The organism is Asticcacaulis taihuensis, assembly GCF_900100255.1.
Lineage (GTDB): Bacteria > Pseudomonadota > Alphaproteobacteria > Caulobacterales > Caulobacteraceae > Asticcacaulis > Asticcacaulis taihuensis.
This window is the reverse complement of record NZ_FMTS01000004.1, coordinates 64,353-82,081: the sequence shown is the minus strand read 5'-3', so window position 1 is coordinate 82,081 and position 17,729 is coordinate 64,353. Positions and strand designations below refer to the sequence as shown.

The window sequence follows — 17,729 nt, the reverse complement described above, 5'->3', positions numbered from 1 at the left end:
AGCTGATATAGTTGATTTTGAAACGAGTTTCGACCGCCCGCAGGACAGCCGGAACTGGCAGCGGAGGATGCGATGACAGATTTGTGGATGAAGGTGGAAGCGGGCTGGCCCGCCAAGGTGCTGGGCGTAGTGCTGGCGCTGATCGGCGTGGTCCTGGTCATCGGCGGCATCCAGTTGGCGGTGCTGGGCGGTAGCTGGTATTATCTGCTGGCGGGGGTGGCTCTGGCTGCTTCCGGCGGACTGATCTTTACCGGCCGGGTGCTCGGCGCCTGGATCTATATCGCCACCTTTATCCTGACGGTTCTGTGGGCCTTTACGGAATCCGGGCTGAACGGCTGGGCGCTGGTGCCGCGGATCGTCGCGCCGCTCGTCATGCTGTTGTTCGTGGTCGGTCTCCTGCCATCTCTTCTGCCGGTCGAGGGCAGGAAGCGACGCTTACAGGGATTTGCCGGGATTGCCGCCTTTGTCGTCTTGCTGGGACTGGCGGTCTGGGTCACCAACCGTTCGGGCGTGCAATCCCCTGTGCCGGACGCGGGCGTCACCCTCGCCTTCGATACCGCCGCCGCTGCCGGTGCCGACTGGCCGACCTATGGCGGGGGCTCAAGCGCCCAGCGCTATACCGATCTCAACCAGATCAATCCGGACACCGTCAAAAACCTCAAGGTGGCCTGGACCTATCGTACCGGCAGCCAGCCTGACAAATGGGGCGCCGAGACCACGCCGATCAAGATCGGCGACAGCCTCTATGCCTGCACCGGCATGAACAAGATGTACGCGCTCGATGCCGCCACCGGCAAGGTACGCTGGACCTTCGATCCGAAGGTACCGACCGAATACATCCCCTATACCGCTGCCTGCCGCGGCGTGGCTTATTACAAGGTGCCGACGGCGGCTGTGGGTACGTCATGCGCCGAACGCATTTTCGAGGGCACACTCGATGGCCGCATCATCGCGGTCGATGCGCGCACTGGCCAGCCGTGTCAGGGCTTCGGCACCGGCGGACAGGTTAAGATTACCGACGGCATGGGCCAGGTGATCCCGTCCATGGTGGCCATCACCGCCGCGCCGACGATCGTGCATGGCATCGTCGTCACCGGCCACCAGGTCCAGGACGGCCAGTACAAGTGGGCGCCATCGGGCGTTATCCAGGGCTATGACGCCGTGACGGGCCAGTTGCGCTTTGCTTGGGATATGATGCGCCCGGATCGTAATGGCGCGCCGCCCCCGGGCGAGACCTATACGCGGGGGACGCCGAATATGTGGACCACTGCCACGGGCGATGAAGCGTTGGGTCAGGTCTATCTGCCGATGGGCAATTCAGCGGCGGATTATCTCAGCGGCCAGCGCCGGCCGCCGGAAAAGATGTATTCGTCGGGCCTGGTGGCGCTCAATGTCGATACCGGCAAGCCGGCCTGGGTGTTCCACACGGCGATCAACGATGTCTGGGACTATGACCAGGGTTCCCAGGTCTCGCTAGTCAATTTCCCGGTGAACGGCCAAATGGTGCCGGCCATCCTGCTGCCTACCAAGCAGGGCGATTTCTATGTGCTCGACCGCCGCACCGGCAAGCCCTTGACCGGGGTAGGCCAGATGAAGGTCGAGGTCGGCGGCGTCGAGCCGCAGGAACGCAGCCCGGTTCAGCCATATTCGACCTATCAGAACGTGCGTGACGGCGATATCACCGAACGCCAGATGTGGGGTATGTCGCCGATCGACCAGATGTTCTGCCGCATTCAGTTCCGCAAGGCGCACTATGCCGGCATGTATACCGCGCCGCAACTGGACAAGCCCTATATCCAGTATCCCGGCTATAATGGCGGCTCCGACTGGGGCAGCGCGGCCGTCGATCCGCGCCGCGGCGTTGTGATCGCCAACTATAACCTCACCGCCAATTATGATCAGTTGCTGACCCGCAAGCAGGCGAATGATCGTGGCATTTACGCCGTAGGTGATCCGAAGAACACCGGTAAGGGCGGCGCGGAGGGGGCCGGGCCGCAGGAAGGGGCGCCGTTCGCCATCGACGTCAATGCCGGCTGGGTGATGCCGGTGACGGGGATGCTGTGCAAGCAGCCGCCTTACGGAGGGATTCGCGCCTTCGACCTGAAGACCGGCAAGACCCTGTGGGATCACGCGTTTGGCGATGCCCGGCGTAATGGCCCGTTCGGCCTGCCTTCGCTTCTGCCAATCCGGATCGGCACGCCCAATAATGGCGGACCGGCGGTGACGGCGGGCGGTCTGATCTTTATTGCGGCCACCACGGATAACCAGTTCCGCGCCATCGATATCCGCACCGGCAAGACCCTGTGGCAGGACACTCTGCCCGCGGGCGGCCAGGCCAATCCGATGGTCTACGAGCAGAATGGCCGGCAATATGTGGTGATTATGGCCGGCGGCCACCACTTCATGAAGACACCGGAAGGTGATTACCTGATCGCCTATGCCCTGCCGGAAAAGAAGTAAGCGTAAAGGCCCGCCCGGCAGGTTTCCGGGCGGGCCTTATGGTCTGGTTAACGATTTTTACCGGGGCGTTTACTACTTATGATCTCATTTGTTTAAACATATGATGGCAAGACTGCTGACGGGCGTATTCTTTTACGGGGCCAGTCATGTCTGCAAAATCCGGGCTGTGGAACAGGTTCCAGAGCCATAAGGGCGGAAACGTCGCCATCATCTTTGGTTTGAGCGCCTTGTTCCTGGTGGCGGTCACTGGCGGCGCGGTAGATTTCTCACGCATCAACGATGCGCGCAACAAGATGCAGGATGCGGCCGATATCGCCGTCCTGCGCGGTGCGCTGACGGCCAGCCAGGGTGACACGGTTTCCGAACTGGCGGCGCAGCAGGCGTTTGATGACAATTTTAACGCCAGCGACGTTACCCTGGGGGCGCATAGCCTGAAGAAGACGGTTGTCGATAATATCTCCAAGCTGAACTATACGGCGACGGCGACCATCAAACCCTATTTCCTGGGACTGGTCGGCCTGGGCACCCAGACACTGAATGTCAGTTCTACAGCGCAGTCGGAAGTTAATCCCTTTGAACTGGCTCTGGTGCTTGACGTCACCGGGTCTATGAATTCGAGCAGTAAGCTGACAAACCTCAAATCGAGCGTCACCTCGGTGCTGAATTCCCTGCTCGATGCCAATGGCAAGAACAGCTCCGACGTCAAGGTTGGGGTTGTGCCGTTCAATACTCAAGTGCGGATGCCGACGAGCGCCACCGATGCCTATGTGGACTATACCAAGTGCTCAACCACGGAAAATGGTATCAAAGGGTTATACTACGCCTGCCTGGCCTCATATCAGGTCTATAATGCGATATGCAACGATGCCAAGTCGAGCAACAAGTCCAGTTGCCTGTCAAAGGCGACGTCAAGGATGTATTACAAGCTTAATAATGCCGCCGGCACTTATTCGGCAACAGCTATGGCGTATGAGAAAATATCCAACAACAACTATACACTCTATACCGAAACGGTCATTGTCAGCATCGATCAAACGACGCACAAAATTACATCTACGCCACAATATTCGGTCCAAAAAAACCAATCCGGCTACTCGACCTATACGAACTACGCGCCTTCCGGCTACACGTCATTTTCGCCGATTAAAACCAACTATGCCAGTAGCTGGGCAGGATGCGTGGAGGACCGCGGACAGCCTTACGATACTGTTTCCGACACCTATAATGCTGATATCCCGGACAGCGCCTATCCGGCAGTGGACTGCTCCAGCACGCCTCCGAAGGTGATCCAGGATCTCACCACCAGTATCAGCGACACTAAGACCTATGTTAATGCACTGACCGCCGGCGGCAATACCAACATCACCATCGGGGTGCAGATGGGCATGGAATTGTTGTCTCCGGAAGCGCCTTATACGCAGGGCGTTGCCTTCGGCGATCCGGACATGGACAAGTACATGATCGTCGTCACCGACGGCGACAATACGCAAAACCGCTGGACCAGCACGCAAGCCGATATCGACGCCCGCACGGCCCTGGCTTGCCAGGCGGCGAAGGACAAGGGGGTCACCATTTTCGTGGTCCGCGTGATGGACGGTAACAGCGATATGCTGAAGAAATGCGCCACTAAGACGATCTATTATTACGATCTAAGCTCGGCGTCGCAGTTGAATGCCACCATGGCCGATATCTTCCTGCGTATCGGCAAGCTCAGGCTGGTGCAGTAAACAGATAAAGAAACCGCCGGAAGCTGATGCTTCCGGCGGTTTTTCTATGCCCATTGACCAAGGCCAGTGACTAGATTTTGTGGATGGCTTCCCAGCCTTCGACAAAGGCGCGGGCCTTCTTGTAAACGATCTCCGGTGTGTCGCCCGGCTTGAAGACCGCCGAGCCGATGCCGAAACCGGCCGCGCCGGCCTCGATGAAATCCTTCATATTGTCCGGATTTACGCCGCCGACCGGGAAAACCGGCACGGTTTTCGGCAGCACCGCCTTCATCGCTTTCAGCCCGGTGGTGCCCGCCAGTTCGGCGGGGAACAGCTTGATGGCGTCGGCGCCGGCATCGATGGCCGCAAAGGCTTCGGTCGGGGTAAAGAAGGCGGGGAACGAAATCAGGCCCAGCGCCTTGGCGCGGCGGATGACGTCCGAATTGGCGTTGGGCGAGATGCAGATCTGGCCACCGACGGCATGAAGCGTCTCGACATCAGCGACAGTGAGCACCGTGCCGGCGCCGACAATGGCGCGCTTGCTTAAGCTCTGTGCCAGCAGTTTGATCGAATCGAACGGATCGGGCGAATTGAGCGGCACCTCGACGATGCGAAAACCGGCCTCGACCAGAACTTCGCCGATATCCAGTGCTTCAGAGGGGCGCAGGCCGCGCAGGATCGCCACCAGGGGCAGGGTTTTCAGGGCGTCCTGCCACTGTTCCATCACGGTCATAATACGAGCTTTCCTTGCTGGGCGATGGCCCACAGACCCGCCGCCGCCGCCGCGTCGCCATCATGGATGGTGACATCGGTAAAGCCGGTATGGGTGAGGGCGCGTTTGTAGAGGTTGCTGAGCGTGCCGTCGCCGACAATGCCGACCGGGCGAATGCCATGGCGGATGCTTTCAGCGCGGATTTCCGAACCGATCAAAAGCCCGGACAGATAGGATGACAGGCTCTCCGGCGCGATATGGCCGAACAGGCCCTCGGTGCGGACGGAAAAAACCAGGGACAGGAAGGACTTGTCAGCCATGGCGCGATCGACCCCCAGGGTGAAGGCGGCTTCATCGTCACGGTCGTTATCCATCAGGTCGCCCAGGATCGAGTGGCGTTTCAGCACCTGGAACATTTCGCCGGTCATGTAGGAGCTGAAACCCTCGATGACATTGTTTTCGACGGCCGCCCACTTGGAATGCGTGCCGGGCAGGACGAAAACGCCGTCGCCCAGGGTCGCGGAAAGTCCAAAGAGCTGAGTTTCTTCGCCGCGCATGACATTGAGCAGGCCCTCGTGATCCGCCGGTGCGCGCAGGCCGGGCACGATCTTCACCTTCAGGCGGTCGGACGGCGCATCGACCAGGTGGCTGGCGATGTCCTTCAGGCTCGACGGGCAGGACTGATAAGGCGCCTCCACCCAGCCGGTGCGCGAACCGACCATGCCGGAAAGCAGGATGGGCAGGTCCGGGCGGTCGAAATCGCCCTTCATGACCGACAGAAGGGCCTGCTCGAAGGTCAGGACGCCGAGATTTTTCAGGCCAATATTGGCCGTGTGCTTGGCGATGATACGGCCGTCGGTGCCGAAGAGAAACAGGCGGAAATTGGTGGTGCCCCAATCAGCGGCAAGCAGGGCGGGTGCAGCATAGGTCATGTGATCAATCTTCATGGAATCCGATATTTACGCGGCGGGTTTAGCACCGTGAGGACGCCTTAGCCACCATAGTTTTGCCGCAGGTGCGCGCCCTGGTTCAGAAGGTGTTGCAATCCATTTCCCGCTGTCACGCTTATCCGCCGAATTTCTGCGGTTCCAGCCCGGTATGTCCGCGCAGCAGAGGCGCCGGGATTTCAAACAGGGTACCGCCTTCGCGGTCTTCCGGCAGGTTTTCCGCTGCCGAGGTGACGAAGACGCGGTTAAGATTGTCGCCGGCGAAGCAGAGAGAGGTGATCTGTTTGGCCGGCAAATCGATGGAGAAATCGACCGTGGCATCCGGGTTGAAGCGGGTGACGCGGCCGGGGCCCCAGTGGGCAATCCAGATACCGCCCTGCGCATCTGTCGTCATGCCGTCGGGGCCGCCCCAATCTTCCGGGAAGGTCAGCCAAAGAGTCTTGTTGGCCAGTTCGCCATCGATGACATCGAAGACGTAGATTTCGGATTTGCCGGTATCGGTGTGGTAGACGCGGGCATGGTCAGCCGAGAAGGTCGGGCCATTGGCGATCTTGTACGGCCCGTCGACCTCCTGCCAGGAGAGGTCCGTATTCAGGCGATAGAAGGCGCCGGAAATCTTTTCGATCGGCTTATGCATGGAGCCGGCCCAGATGCGGCCCAGGTCATCGGCCTTGGCGTCGTTCAGGCGGTTTTCCGGCTCGTGAGGATAGGGGGTGGCGATATGTTTGATGGTCAGCGGATCGAGTGTAACCTCGGCGAAGCCCGACATCAGGCCGGCGATGAAGCCGCCCTTTTCGCGTTCGATCACCCAGCCGATGGGTTCGGGGAAATGCCAGGTCTTGCTTTCGCCGCTCAGATAGTAGGCGTGGAGATTGTGCGACAGGATATCCACCCAATAGACGCATTGATCGCGCTTCGACCATAGCGGGCCTTCACCAAGAATGGCGCCTGGGGCGGAACGGCGGAGAATGGCAGTCATGGTTTCCTGATCCTGTTTTGTCTGAGTTAAGGCGTTTTAGGATAAGCGGCTGAAAAAGAAAAGCAAGAAACCCCACCACCACATCTCACCGCTTCGCGGTTCGTGCGGTCCCCCTCCCCAGTAAAACTGGGGAGGTATAAGAAGACGCGGGGCGGGATAACGTGGCGAAAAGGATTAGCTGACGAGAAACGTACCGCAGCGTACTTAAGTACGTGAGGAACGTATCGCAGTCAGATGATGCTTTGCAGCCCGTTAGACCGTCCCGCCTACCACTCGCGCACATAGCCATCCGGGCCGCGCCACGCCGGATTGCGCCAGGGCGGGCAATCCCTGGACATTTCGCGCACCTTGTCCTCGTCGATCTCGACCCCGAGGCCGGGGCCGGTCAGGGCCTCGACATAACCGTCCTTCACATCGAACACTTCCGGGTTCTTCATATAGAACAGCAGGTCATGGCCGTTGGTGTTGTAGTGGATGCCGAGCGACATCTCCTGAATGACGTGGTTGGGCGTCGAAATGCCGATCTGGAAACAGGCGGCCATGGCCAGCGGACCCAGCGGACAGTGCGGCGCGATGGCGACATCATAGGCTTCGGCCATGGCGGCGATGCGCTTCACCTCGGAAATGCCACCGGCGTGGCTGAGATCCGGCTGGATGATGTCGACGCAAGCGCGCTCGAAGAAGGGCTTGAAGTCCCAGCGCGAGTATAGGCGTTCGCCCAGGGCCACCGGTGTGGAGGTCATGTTGGCGAACTGCGCGATGGCTTCCGGATGCTCGGAAAGCAGCGGCTCCTCGATGAACAGCGGGCGCAGCGGCTCCAGCGCGTGGGCGATCTGCTTGGCCATCGGCTTGTGGACGCGGCCGTGGAAATCGAGGCCGACATCGAGACCCAGGGCCTGCACCGAGGTCAGGCGGTCGCAGACACCATCGATGACCTTCGGCGAATCGAGCCAGCCCATGTCTTCGCTGGCGTTCATCTTCACGGCCTTGAAGCCCTGCGCCAGGCGGGCCTTGCCGGCATCCACCACATCCGACGGGCGGTCGCCGCCGATCCAGGCATAGACCTGTACGCGGTCACGCACCCGGCCGCCAAGCAGTTGCCACACGGGCACGCCCAGCCGGCGGGCCTTCAGGTCCCACAGCGCCTGATCGAAGCCGGAAAGGGCCGACATCAGCACCGGGCCGCCGCGATAGAAGCCCAGGCGGTAAAAGACCTGCCACATATCCTCGATTCGATCGGCGTCATGGCCGATAAAGCGTTCGCGAATCTCCGCGAAGGCGGCTTGCGTGGCCTCGGTATGACCTTCCAGCGAGGCTTCGCCCCAGCCAACGGCACCGTCCTCGGTCTCGATGCGCACGAACAGCCAGCGCGGCGGCACAGCGAAGGTTTCTATCTTGCGCAGTTTGGTCTGGGCTGTAACAGTCGAAAGCGGAGCGGCGGTATCCATAAGGTGAGTCCTGTAATTATCTTATAAATGACCTAATCATTTAGCGCGCGTAGGTCAAGATATTGTATGATAATTAGATGCGCGGGCGTGGAATTTCCGCCTGACAGCCGTGATTATTTTTATCGCTTATCTTGACGTTCGCGTAAAGTAAGCGCATCTATGCCTCACCAAGAAATGGCCCAAAGCCAAATGCCTGAACAGAGGAGTCCATCTATGCCCAGCCCTGAAAATTCCGCCTATATCTATGATCACGTGCGGTCGCCGCGCGGTAAGGGCAAGAAGGATGGTTCCCTCCACCAGATCACCGCGCTCGACCTGTCGAAGCAGGTTCTGGAGGCCGTGAAAGACCGTAACAGTCTCGATACATCCTTGGTCGATGACGTGATGTGGGGCTGCGTGACGCCGGCGGGCGAACAGGGCGGGGATATCGCCCGCGCCGCCGTTCTGGCCGCAAAGTACGCCGAAACTACGGGCGGCGTGCAACTCAACCGCTTCTGCGCTTCCGGTCTCGAAGCCGTCAATGTCGCCGCCGCCAAGGTGGTGTCCGGCGAGGCGACTATGGCCATTGGCGGCGGGGTCGAGTGCATGAGCCGCGTGCCGATGGGCTCCGATGGCGGCGCCTGGGCCATCGACGTGGCCGCGGCCTTCCCGACGCATTTTGTGCCGCAGGGCGTCTCGGCCGACATGATCGCCTCCAAGTGGGGCTTTTCGCGCACCGATGTCGACGCCTATTCGGTCGAGAGCCACAAGCGTGCGGCGCAATCCTGGGCCGAAGGGCGCTTCAAGAACGCGATCGTGCCGATCAAGGACCAGATGGGCGTGATCGCCCTGGCGCACGATGAAACCATCCGTCCTGGCACCGACATGCAGACCCTGGCCGGTCTCAATCCGTCCTTCGCCGCCTTCGGCGAAATGGCCTTTGATTCGGTCATCCAGCAGCGCTATCCGGAAGTCGAGCGCGTCAATCACGTCCATACGCCGGGCAATTCGTCCTCGATCGTCGATGGTGCGGCGGCAGTTCTGGTCGGCTCGCAGGAGGCCGGCAGGATCACCGGCCTTAGACCTAAGGCCCGCATTCTGGGCACGGCGTCGATCGGCTCGGAGCCGTCGATCATGCTGACCGGCCCGTCCTATGTCACTGAAAAGCTGCTCAAGCGACTCGGCATGAAGACGACGGACATCGACCTTTACGAACTCAACGAAGCCTTCGCCGCCGTTGTCCTGCGTTACATGCAGGCGCTCGATATCCCGCAAGACAAGATCAATGTCTGTGGCGGCGCCATCGCCATGGGCCATCCGCTGGGCGCCACCGGCGCCATGATCCTCGGCACCTTGGCTGATGAGCTGGAACGTTCGGGTAAATCGACCGGTCTGGCGGTCCTGTGTGTTGGCGGCGGCATGGCCACCGCCACTGTGATCGAGCGCGTTTAAGAAGAGCAGGGAGAGAAAAACATGGAAACCTTCAAGACCGAACTCGACGCCGACGGCATCCTGCTCTGCACCTTCGATGTGCCCGGCAAGTCGATGAACACCTTCACCAAGCAGGCCCTGGCCGACCTGGCGGCTATTGCGGAACAGGCCAAGAGCGATGCCGCCGTCAAGGGCGTGGTCCTGACCTCGGGCAAGACCACCGGCTTCTGCGCCGGCGCCGATCTGGAAGAAATGCTTTCCGGCGCCTGGGAAGCCAAGAACGTGGCGCAGGACGAGCAGTCGATCCTGAAAGCCAATTTCGACGCTGCCTTCGAGATGAACCGCGTCTACCGTCTGCTGGAAACCTGTGGCAAGCCGGTGGCCGTAGCTATCAATGGCCTGGCGCTGGGCGGTGGTCTGGAAGTCTCTCTCGCCTGTCATTACCGCGTGCTGTCCAATGGCCCCAAGGTCCAGGTCGGCCTGCCGGAAGTCAAGATCGGCCTGTTCCCCGGCGGCGGCGGTTCGCAGCGTTTGCCGCGCCTGATCGGCGTGCAGGCGGCGCTTATGGCCATGTCGGAAGGCAAGTCCTTCAAGCCAGCCGAGGCCCTGGCCGCTGGTATCGTCGATGAAGTGGTTGATGACGACAAGGTTGTGGAAGCCGCGAAAAACTGGATCAAGACCAAGGGTGATCCGGTCGCGCGCTGGGACAAGAAGGATTTCAAAATTCCCGGCGGCGGTCCTTACCATCCGGCAGGCGCGCAAATCTTCATCATGGGCAATGCCCTGATCCGCAAGCAATCCTATGGCAACTATCCGGCCGTCATCAATCTGATGCACTCGGTCTATGAAGGCCTGCAGGTACCGTTTGATACGGCGATAAAGATCGAAAGCCGCTTCTTCTGCAAGACCCTCAGCACCCCGCAGGCCAAGTCGATGATCCGCACCTTCTTCATGTCGATGCAGGCCATCGGCAAGGGCTCCGGTCGTCCAGCGGGCGTGCCGAAGACGGATGTGACGCAGGTTGCCGTGATCGGCGCCGGCATGATGGGGGCGGGCATTGCCTATGTCAGTGCGCTCGCCGGCATCAGGACCATCCTGCTCGACCGCGACCAGGCCGCTGCCGACAAGGGCAAGGCGCATTGCGAAGACCTGTTGAAGAAGTCGGTCTCGCGCGGCAAGATGACCCAGGAAAAGGCCCAGAGCATTCTCGATCTGATCACCGCCACGCCGGACTATGCCGCCATCACCGGTTCCGACCTGGTGGTCGAGGCCGTGTTTGAAAACACCGACCTCAAGGAACAGGTGACGAAACAGGCCGAAGCGCCGCTCTATGCCAATGGCAAAGAGGCGCCGATCTTCGGTACCAATACCTCGACCATCCCGATTTCGCTGCTGGCCGGCGCCTCGTCGCACGCCGAAAACTATATCGGCATCCACTTCTTCTCGCCGGTCGACAAGATGATGCTGGTCGAGATCATCCGCGGCGCCAAGACGTCTGACGCCACGGTGGCCAAGGCGATCGACTACGCGCTGAAGATCAAAAAGACCCCGGTCGTGGTCAATGACTCGCGCTTCTTCTTCGCCAATCGCTGTTTCATCCCCTTCACCGCGGAAGGCATGATCATGTGGTCGGAAGGTGTCGCCCCGGCGCTGATCGATAATGCCGGCCGCATGACCGGTATGCCGCGCGGTCCTCTGGAAATGATGGACGATGTGGCGCTCGATCTGCTGACCAAGATCACCTCCGAAACCGCCAAGGCGATGGGCGATGCCTACCAGCCGATCCCCGGCGAAAAGGAAGTGGCCCAGATGGTGGCCGATGGCCGCCTCGGCCGCAAGAATGGCAAGGGTTTCTATGACTATCCGGAAGCCAAGGGCGCGCCCAAGACTCTGTGGTCGGGTACGCTCGATATGTTCCCGGTGACGATGGCGGAAGCCAATCCGGCAGAGGTCGAGGAACTGAAAAAGCGCCTGCTATATGTGCAGGCCGTCACGGCGGCGCGCTGCTTCGAGGAGGGCGTCATTACCAATCCGCGCGAAGCCGATGTCGGTTCGATCCTTGGCTGGGGCTTCGCGCCGTGGTCGGGCGGGATCATCTCGCTGATGGACTCGATCGGTATCGCCAAGTTCGTCGAGGAACTTGATCGGATGACGAAGCTCTATGGCGAGCGCTTCGCCCCACCGCAGTTGCTGCGCGATATGGCCACCAAGGGCGAGACCTTCTACGGCCGGTTTGATAAGAAGGCGGCGAAAGCAGCTTAAATCAAATCCCCGCCCTCATCCGGCGGGGATTTTTTTCTGATCAGCCCCGCTGACCGGTATCCTCAGTTCTTATGGCTTGCGCCGGCGGGCATTTCGCGCTTGAAGAGATCGTATACTGATCCGCCTTTTCGAGTGCTCCGTGATGAAAGAAACCACCCGCCTGACCAGTGCCACGCTGGGCCGCCAGAACTCCCGCCGTGCCGTCAATACGGCTGTGGAGCGGGGCTCGACCGTGTTGTTTGAAAATGCCGAAGTGCTCTACAATGACGATATCAAACCGACCTATGGCACCGATGGCCTGAGCACGCAGAACGAGCTGTGCCGGCTAATTGCCGAGTTGGAAGGGGCGCAGGAAGCTTTTATCCTGCCCTCGGGCCTGGCGGCTCTGACCCTGCCGATGTTTGCCTTTCTCTCGGCGGGTGATGAAATCCTGGTGGTCAATTCCTGCTACCGTCCGGTGCGCCGCTTCCTCGATACCCAGATGAAGCGTTTTGGTGTCGTCACGCGCTATTACGAGCCGCGCCTGACGCCGGAAGAGGTGCTGGCACTGGCCACGCCGCAGACCAGGATGATCTATGTAGAAAGCCCCGGCTCGCTGACCTTTGATATCCAGGACATTCCCGGCATCGCAAAGCTGGCAAAGGCGCGCGGTATCCTGACCCTGTGCGACAATACCTATGGCGCCGGCGTGCTCTTCAAGCCGCTGGCCCATGGCGTCGATCTGTCCATGCAGGCCCTGACCAAGTATGTCGGTGGCCACTCGGATATTCTGATCGGCTCGGTGTCAGTCAATGATCCGAAACTGGCCAAGGGTTTGCACGACGCTATCAAGGCCTGGGGTTTCTTCACCTCGGCCGATGAAAGTTATCTGGCCTCGCGTGGTATCCGTTCACTGCATTTGCGCCTGAAGCAATCCGGCGACAGCGCGCTGAAGGTTGCCAAATGGCTGGAAGGCCGTCCGGAAGTGCTGAAGGTGGTGCATCCGGCGCTGGAAAGCCATCCGGGCCACGAGATTTTCAAACGCGACTTCACCGGTGCCAACGGCCTGTTCATGGCCCTGTTCAAAGGCAATGGCGACAAGGATTCGCAAGCCTTCCTCAATAAGCTCAAGCTGTTCGGCCTGGGGTTCAGTTGGGGCGGCTATGAAAGCCTGGCCACCAATTCCGAACCGCAGATCCGCGGCCGTGCCCGCCTGAGCGATGCGCCAGATCCCTATCTGCAAGGCTCGGCCGTGCGGTTTTATGTCGGGCTGGAAGATCCGGACGACTTGATCGCGGACATCGAGCAGGCATTGAGCGTGTTCGGTTAAGTTTCCTCCTCCCTTGCGAAGCGGGGGAGGTGTCGAGCAAGCGCAGCGCGTCGAGACGGAGGGGGCATAACTGGCGATGGTAGCCCCCTCTGTCAGCGACACCGGCTCGGCGAGCCTCGCGCTGCCACCTCCCCCGCTTCGCAATGGAGGAGAAGGTCTTAAAGACCGTACAGTTTCACCTTGGCGGCGAAGGCTTCGTTAGCGGTATGAAACTCAGTCTTGAGGCGACTGACCAGATCGGCGACCGGCATAACCTCATGGATCGAGCCAACGCCCTGGCCGGCGGACCAGATGGTTTTCCAGGCCTTGGCCTCGCTGCTTAACTCATGGGCCATGTCGATCTTGTGGTGCGGGTCTTTGGCGGCTGCCGGATCGAGGCCGTTGGCGATCAGGGAGGGCGTCAGGAAGTTGGCATTGATGCCGGAAATCGCATCGGTATAGGTGATGTCCTTGGCGCTCGTCTCGATCAGCATCTCCTTGTAGGCTTCGACGGCTCGCGCCTCTTCGGTGGCGATAAAACGCGTGCCCATATAGGCGAGGTCGGCCCCGGCCATCAGGGCGGCCGCCACATCTCCACCGGTCGACATGGCGCCGGAGAGCAGGATTGTCCCGTTGAAGAACTGGCGGATTTCATTGATCAGGGCAAAGGGGTGCTGGCTGCCGGCATGGCCGCCGGCCCCGGCCGACACCAGGATCAGGCCGTCCACGCCCGCATCGGCGGCCTTTTTGGCATGGCGGGCATTGATGACATCGTGAAACACCACGCCGCCATAGGCATGGACACCATCGACGATATCCTTGACCGCACCGAGAGAGGTGATGACCAGCGGCACCTTGTGCTGGGCGGTGATGGCCAGGTCGGCCATCAAGCGCGTATTGGTGTTGTGAACGATCAGGTTGACGCCATACTGGGCATCATCAGGACCAAGCGCGGCCTTGATGGTATTGAGCCATTCCGCATAACCTTCCGAGGTGCGTTGGTTGAGGGCCGGGAAGGTGCCGATCATGCCGGACTTACAGGTGGCGATCACCAGTTCAGGCCCGGAAACGAGGAACATCGGCGCGGCGACGGCCGGAAAACGCAGGTTTTTGGTGAGCGAAGCGGGGACGGCCATGATGTTTCCTCTTGTTTGAGGCAACTCATCATAAATTGACGTTCGCGTAAAGATGGTTTCTCATCCCCTGCAAAGCGGGGGGAGCCGGGCGGCCGGTGCCGTGGCGGGCGAAGTCCCGCCGGAGGGGGCTTTCCCAAGCGCCAAAGAAGCCCCCTCCGTCAGCGACACCGGCTCTTCGAGCCTCGCGCTGACACCTCCCCCGTACGCTTCGCTTCAGGGGAGGATGTGTTAGGCTTGCTTATTTGGCAGCCGCGTCTATATCCAGCTCATGAGCCATTACACCGATAACCTGACCCAACTGGGCGGCGATGCCCGTCCTGTCGATGATCCCGCCAAGGCTGTGCTGGAGCGCGTGCCCAATCCACATGCAGATGTGAACTATGTGGCGCGCTTCACGGCGCCGGAATTCACCTCGCTGTGCCCGGTCACCGGCCAGCCGGATTTCGCTCATCTGGTCATTGATTATGTGCCGGGTGAGTGGCTGGTCGAGTCCAAGTCGCTCAAGCTCTTCCTGACCAGCTTCCGTAATCATGGCGCCTTCCATGAGGACTGCACGGTCTATATCGCCAAGCGCCTGAATGACCTGCTGGCCCCGCGCTGGCTGCGCATCGGCGGTTTCTGGTATCCGCGCGGGGGTATCCCGATCGATGTCTTCTGGCAGACAGCCGAAGCGCCCAAGGGCGTCTATGTTCCGGATTTCGGTGTACCGACCTATCGCGGGCGTGGGTAAGCACGGATGAGGGGGTTTTGGGGAAATTTCTGGGTTAGAGCGCCGTTCACTTTATTCTTGAGCGATATATTGCTCAATATTGGAATATTTGTGTGGAACGCGCGCGACCAGGTTTTAACTATTTATTCTGCCGATCCGATGTTTGCATTTCACTGCTTGATAATCGGAGTGGCTGTAAGTCTTCCGCTCGTGGTCATTTTAGAAGCTGTAAATGCAATGCGTAAGGAGGTAATGCAGCCTATCTTCGCAGTTTTGTTCATTATAACTTTTTTTGCGTCATTGGTGATAATTCAGCGTTATGGGGCTTCCTACGACACTGGATTCCTTGCCGGCATAGATAACATCTGGCTGCAATTTATCTGTGTTTATGTTTTAAGCCTATGCGCCGCAGGAATGGTTCTTTTGGCGGTGATGAGAGTTGCCGCGAAAATTTCTTTGAAGCGCGATCGAATTGATCGACTTTAGTCAGCCTTCCCACCAGCTAACCCGCGACTCATAATCCGGCCGTTCGCGTTCCAGCGGCGCTTCGGTGGGGGTGCCGAGGAAAATCCAGCCAGCGACGTTTTCGCCCTCGGTCAGGCCGAGCAATGCCTTGGCCTCATCATCATAGGAATACCAGTCGGTTATCCAGTTAGCGCCATAACCCAGGGCGCCAGCGGCGATCAGCAGGGTCTGGCAGACGGCGGCAGCGGAAAGCTGCTGCTCCCACAAAGGCTTCTTGTACGGAAAAACCGGGCTGGAGATCACCAGCAGGGCTTCCGGCGGGATGGAGAGCTTTTGCAGGGCGCCCGCGGCCTTGCGGTCATAGCGACTCTCAGCCAGTGTTTTCAGCTTTTCGACCAGCTTAGTCTTGCTATCCGGCGTGAAGCGCACGATCCGCCAGGGGCCGAGCTTGCCATGATCCGGCACGCGGAAACCGATCTTGATCAGCAGGTCCATTTCTTCTTCGGTCGGCGCCGGGAGGCCGAGTGTCGGGGCGGGGGCGCTGCGGCGATGGAACAGGGCATCCAGTACCTCGGTTGATTTCTTTTGCGGTACGGGCTGGCCGAATTCGATGGGGGCGCGATCAAAATCAGGTAAGGTCATGCTAAGGCTTTCAAAAGCGAATCTGCCCTGACCATATAGGTGTCCCGTGCCGGATAAAACAGTCAAACGACCGCCCTGGGATAGCGAAGCTCGCGCCGTTGCCCGTCCGCGCTGGCAGAGTGTGACCTCGCAAACCGTGTTTCATAATCCGTGGATACAGATAGAAAGCCATGATGTTATCGCGCCTACCGGCAATCCGGCGCATTACGGCCTGGTGAAATTCGCCAACCGCGCCATCGCGGTCCTGCCGCTGCATGATGACGGCACCGTTTCCTTGGTCGGACAAGCGCGCTTTGCTGTTAATGCCTATAGCTGGGAACTGCCCGAAGGCGGCGGGCCGCATGACGAAGACCCGCGTGATGCCGCTATCCGCGAACTGCGCGAGGAAACCGGCCTGGTAGCGGCGAACCTGCGCGAAATCCTGTCCTTCGACATGTCCAATTCGGTGACCGACGAGGTCGCCGTCTGCTTTCTGGCCACCGGCCTGAGCCAAAGCGACATCGCGCCGGATGAGACCGAAGCCTTCGAATATGCCCGCGTGCCCTTTAAAGACCTGCTCGACGCGGTGATAAAAGGCCAGGTTCGTGATGGCTTAACGGTTGTCAGTGTATTGCGGGTATACCATATGGCGGTGAGCGGTGATTTGCCGCCGCATCTGCGAGATGCTATACTTGACTAAGTAATTTTGGAGGGCTTTCCATGGCACAGGTTTTCGAGGTCATTACCCCTGATGACAAGCCGATCTGGCTGTGCCTGCGTCAGGAGGCCGGCGACGCCATTGCCGAGGAGCCCGGCCTGGCCTCGATGCTGCATTCCACCATCCTGTCTCATGATGACCTGGCCAGCGCCCTCAGCTACCAGATCGCCCGCAAGCTGGGCGATGATACCTTGCGCGGCATGACCCTGCGCGAACTGGTATCCAAGGCGTATGACGCCGATCCGTCCCTGGTCGAATTTGCCCAAGCTGATTTGCAGGCTGTCTACGAGCGCGACCCGGCCGCCAAGGGCTATCTGCAAACCTTCATGTTCTTCAAGGGCTTCCTCAGCCTGCAAATCCACCGCGTGGCGCATCGCCTGTGGAAGGACGGCCGCCAGACCATGGCGCACTTCCTCCAGAGCCGTGTTTCGGAACTGTTCCAGATCGATATCAATCCGGCGGCGCGCATCGGCAAGGGTGTCTTCCTTGACCACGGCACCGGCATTGTCATCGGTGAAACCGCCGTGGTGGGCGACGACTGCTCGATCCTGCAGGGTGTGACCCTGGGGGGCACTGGCGCTGAGCGCGGCGACCGTCATCCCAAGATCGGCAAGGGCGTGCTGCTGGGCGCCGGCGCCAATGTGCTCGGTAATATCATCATCGGCGACTATGCCAAGATCGCCTCTGGCTCGGTGGTGCTCAAGCCCGTGCCGGCGCACTGCACGGCGGCCGGCGTGCCGGCCAGGCTGGTCAACTGCAAGACCTGCGAGGATCCGGCCCGCCAGATGGATCACACCATGCCGGATATCGACCTCGATTATTCGATCTAAGTCGTGCCGCCTGTGGACAACGGGCCGTTTGCATTTGC

Annotated in this window: 15 protein-coding genes; 9 read left to right on the top strand and 6 right to left on the bottom strand. The window is 60.1% G+C overall.

Annotated elements, in window-relative coordinates; genetic code table 11:
- Window positions 1–72 precede the first annotated feature (72 nt).
- On the top strand, window positions 73–2,460 hold the full coding sequence (locus BLO49_RS11355) for a membrane-bound PQQ-dependent dehydrogenase, glucose/quinate/shikimate family (RefSeq protein WP_220083727.1): 2,388 nt from the start codon (window positions 73–75) through the stop codon (window positions 2,458–2,460).
- A gap of 146 nt (window positions 2,461–2,606) precedes the next feature.
- Window positions 2,607–4,187 (top strand): TadE/TadG family type IV pilus assembly protein, encoded by a 1,581-nt coding sequence (locus tag BLO49_RS11350; protein WP_090648519.1) that lies wholly within the window; start codon window positions 2,607–2,609, stop codon window positions 4,185–4,187.
- A gap of 70 nt (window positions 4,188–4,257) precedes the next feature.
- On the opposite strand, the gene BLO49_RS11345 is transcribed toward BLO49_RS11350, so the two are convergent.
- The 4 genes from BLO49_RS11345 to dgoD form a co-directional block, all read right to left on the bottom strand.
- Window positions 4,258–4,899 (bottom strand): 2-dehydro-3-deoxy-6-phosphogalactonate aldolase, encoded by a 642-nt coding sequence (locus tag BLO49_RS11345; RefSeq protein WP_090648517.1) that lies wholly within the window; start codon window positions 4,897–4,899, stop codon window positions 4,258–4,260.
- On the bottom strand, window positions 4,896–5,810 hold the full coding sequence (locus BLO49_RS11340; RefSeq protein ID WP_090648993.1) for a 2-dehydro-3-deoxygalactonokinase: 915 nt from the start codon (window positions 5,808–5,810) through the stop codon (window positions 4,896–4,898). The genes BLO49_RS11345 and BLO49_RS11340 overlap by 4 nt, the downstream gene beginning before the upstream one ends.
- A gap of 133 nt (window positions 5,811–5,943) precedes the next feature.
- Window positions 5,944–6,804 carry an SMP-30/gluconolactonase/LRE family protein gene (locus tag BLO49_RS11335; RefSeq protein ID WP_090648514.1) on the bottom strand — a complete coding sequence of 287 codons (861 nt, stop codon included), beginning with the start codon at window positions 6,802–6,804 and terminating at the stop codon, window positions 5,944–5,946.
- Window positions 6,805–7,070: 266 nt separating this feature from the next.
- Window positions 7,071–8,252 (bottom strand): galactonate dehydratase, encoded by a 1,182-nt coding sequence (gene dgoD, locus BLO49_RS11330; RefSeq protein ID WP_090648512.1) that lies wholly within the window; start codon window positions 8,250–8,252, stop codon window positions 7,071–7,073.
- A gap of 213 nt (window positions 8,253–8,465) precedes the next feature.
- Between dgoD and BLO49_RS11325 the strand changes: the two genes are divergently transcribed.
- The 3 genes from BLO49_RS11325 to metC all read left to right on the top strand — a co-directional run bounded on the left by BLO49_RS11325 (window position 8,466) and on the right by metC (window position 13,233).
- A complete protein-coding gene (locus tag BLO49_RS11325) occupies window positions 8,466–9,683 on the top strand; it encodes an acetyl-CoA C-acetyltransferase (protein ID WP_090648510.1) in 1,218 nt (405 codons plus the stop codon).
- 21 nt (window positions 9,684–9,704) lie between these two features.
- Window positions 9,705–11,924 (top strand): 3-hydroxyacyl-CoA dehydrogenase NAD-binding domain-containing protein, encoded by a 2,220-nt coding sequence (locus BLO49_RS11320; RefSeq protein ID WP_090648508.1) that lies wholly within the window; start codon window positions 9,705–9,707, stop codon window positions 11,922–11,924.
- A gap of 142 nt (window positions 11,925–12,066) precedes the next feature.
- The gene (metC, locus tag BLO49_RS11315; protein ID WP_090648505.1) at window positions 12,067–13,233 is read left to right on the top strand and encodes a cystathionine beta-lyase; all 1,167 of its coding nucleotides are present in this window, start codon (window positions 12,067–12,069) and stop codon (window positions 13,231–13,233) included.
- A gap of 158 nt (window positions 13,234–13,391) precedes the next feature.
- Here metC and BLO49_RS11310 read toward each other — a convergent pair whose 3' ends face one another.
- Entirely contained in the window at window positions 13,392–14,348 is a 957-nt protein-coding gene (locus BLO49_RS11310) for an NAD(P)H-dependent flavin oxidoreductase (RefSeq protein WP_090648503.1), read from the bottom strand.
- Between the two features lie 268 nt (window positions 14,349–14,616).
- Between BLO49_RS11310 and queF the strand changes: the two genes are divergently transcribed.
- Window positions 14,617–15,078: a preQ(1) synthase gene (queF, locus tag BLO49_RS11305; RefSeq protein WP_090648500.1), complete on the top strand. Its 462-nt coding sequence runs from the start codon at window positions 14,617–14,619 to the stop codon at window positions 15,076–15,078.
- A gap of 57 nt (window positions 15,079–15,135) precedes the next feature.
- Complete coding sequence (locus BLO49_RS11300) at window positions 15,136–15,543, top strand: hypothetical protein (protein ID WP_170828308.1); 408 nt, start codon at window positions 15,136–15,138, stop codon at window positions 15,541–15,543.
- Here the strand turns inward: BLO49_RS11300 and BLO49_RS11295 are convergent, their stop codons facing one another.
- The gene (locus BLO49_RS11295) at window positions 15,544–16,164 is read right to left on the bottom strand and encodes a nitroreductase family protein (RefSeq protein WP_090648495.1); all 621 of its coding nucleotides are present in this window, start codon (window positions 16,162–16,164) and stop codon (window positions 15,544–15,546) included.
- Window positions 16,165–16,210: 46 nt separating this feature from the next.
- Between BLO49_RS11295 and BLO49_RS11290 the strand changes: the two genes are divergently transcribed.
- Window positions 16,211–16,843: an NUDIX domain-containing protein gene (locus BLO49_RS11290; RefSeq protein WP_090648492.1), complete on the top strand. Its 633-nt coding sequence runs from the start codon at window positions 16,211–16,213 to the stop codon at window positions 16,841–16,843.
- A 20-nt stretch (window positions 16,844–16,863) separates the two neighbouring features.
- Window positions 16,864–17,691 (top strand): serine O-acetyltransferase, encoded by an 828-nt coding sequence (gene cysE, locus BLO49_RS11285; RefSeq protein ID WP_090648489.1) that lies wholly within the window; start codon window positions 16,864–16,866, stop codon window positions 17,689–17,691.
- Window positions 17,692–17,729: the final 38 nt, after the last annotated feature.

Coding starts and splice junctions, on each gene's coding strand:
- queF (WP_090648500.1), top strand. CDS start 14,617: ATGAGCCATTACACCGATAACCTGACCCAACTGGGCGGCGATGCCCGT.
- BLO49_RS11340 (WP_090648993.1), bottom strand. CDS start 5,810: ATGACCTATGCTGCACCCGCCCTGCTTGCCGCTGATTGGGGCACCACC.
- BLO49_RS11295 (WP_090648495.1), bottom strand. CDS start 16,164: ATGACCTTACCTGATTTTGATCGCGCCCCCATCGAATTCGGCCAGCCC.
- BLO49_RS11320 (WP_090648508.1), top strand. CDS start 9,705: ATGGAAACCTTCAAGACCGAACTCGACGCCGACGGCATCCTGCTCTGC.
- metC (WP_090648505.1), top strand. CDS start 12,067: ATGAAAGAAACCACCCGCCTGACCAGTGCCACGCTGGGCCGCCAGAAC.
- BLO49_RS11335 (WP_090648514.1), bottom strand. CDS start 6,804: ATGACTGCCATTCTCCGCCGTTCCGCCCCAGGCGCCATTCTTGGTGAA.
- BLO49_RS11310 (WP_090648503.1), bottom strand. CDS start 14,348: ATGGCCGTCCCCGCTTCGCTCACCAAAAACCTGCGTTTTCCGGCCGTC.
- dgoD (WP_090648512.1), bottom strand. CDS start 8,252: ATGGATACCGCCGCTCCGCTTTCGACTGTTACAGCCCAGACCAAACTG.
- BLO49_RS11350 (WP_090648519.1), top strand. CDS start 2,607: ATGTCTGCAAAATCCGGGCTGTGGAACAGGTTCCAGAGCCATAAGGGC.
- BLO49_RS11325 (WP_090648510.1), top strand. CDS start 8,466: ATGCCCAGCCCTGAAAATTCCGCCTATATCTATGATCACGTGCGGTCG.
- BLO49_RS11345 (WP_090648517.1), bottom strand. CDS start 4,899: ATGACCGTGATGGAACAGTGGCAGGACGCCCTGAAAACCCTGCCCCTG.
- cysE (WP_090648489.1), top strand. CDS start 16,864: ATGGCACAGGTTTTCGAGGTCATTACCCCTGATGACAAGCCGATCTGG.
- BLO49_RS11355 (WP_220083727.1), top strand. CDS start 73: ATGACAGATTTGTGGATGAAGGTGGAAGCGGGCTGGCCCGCCAAGGTG.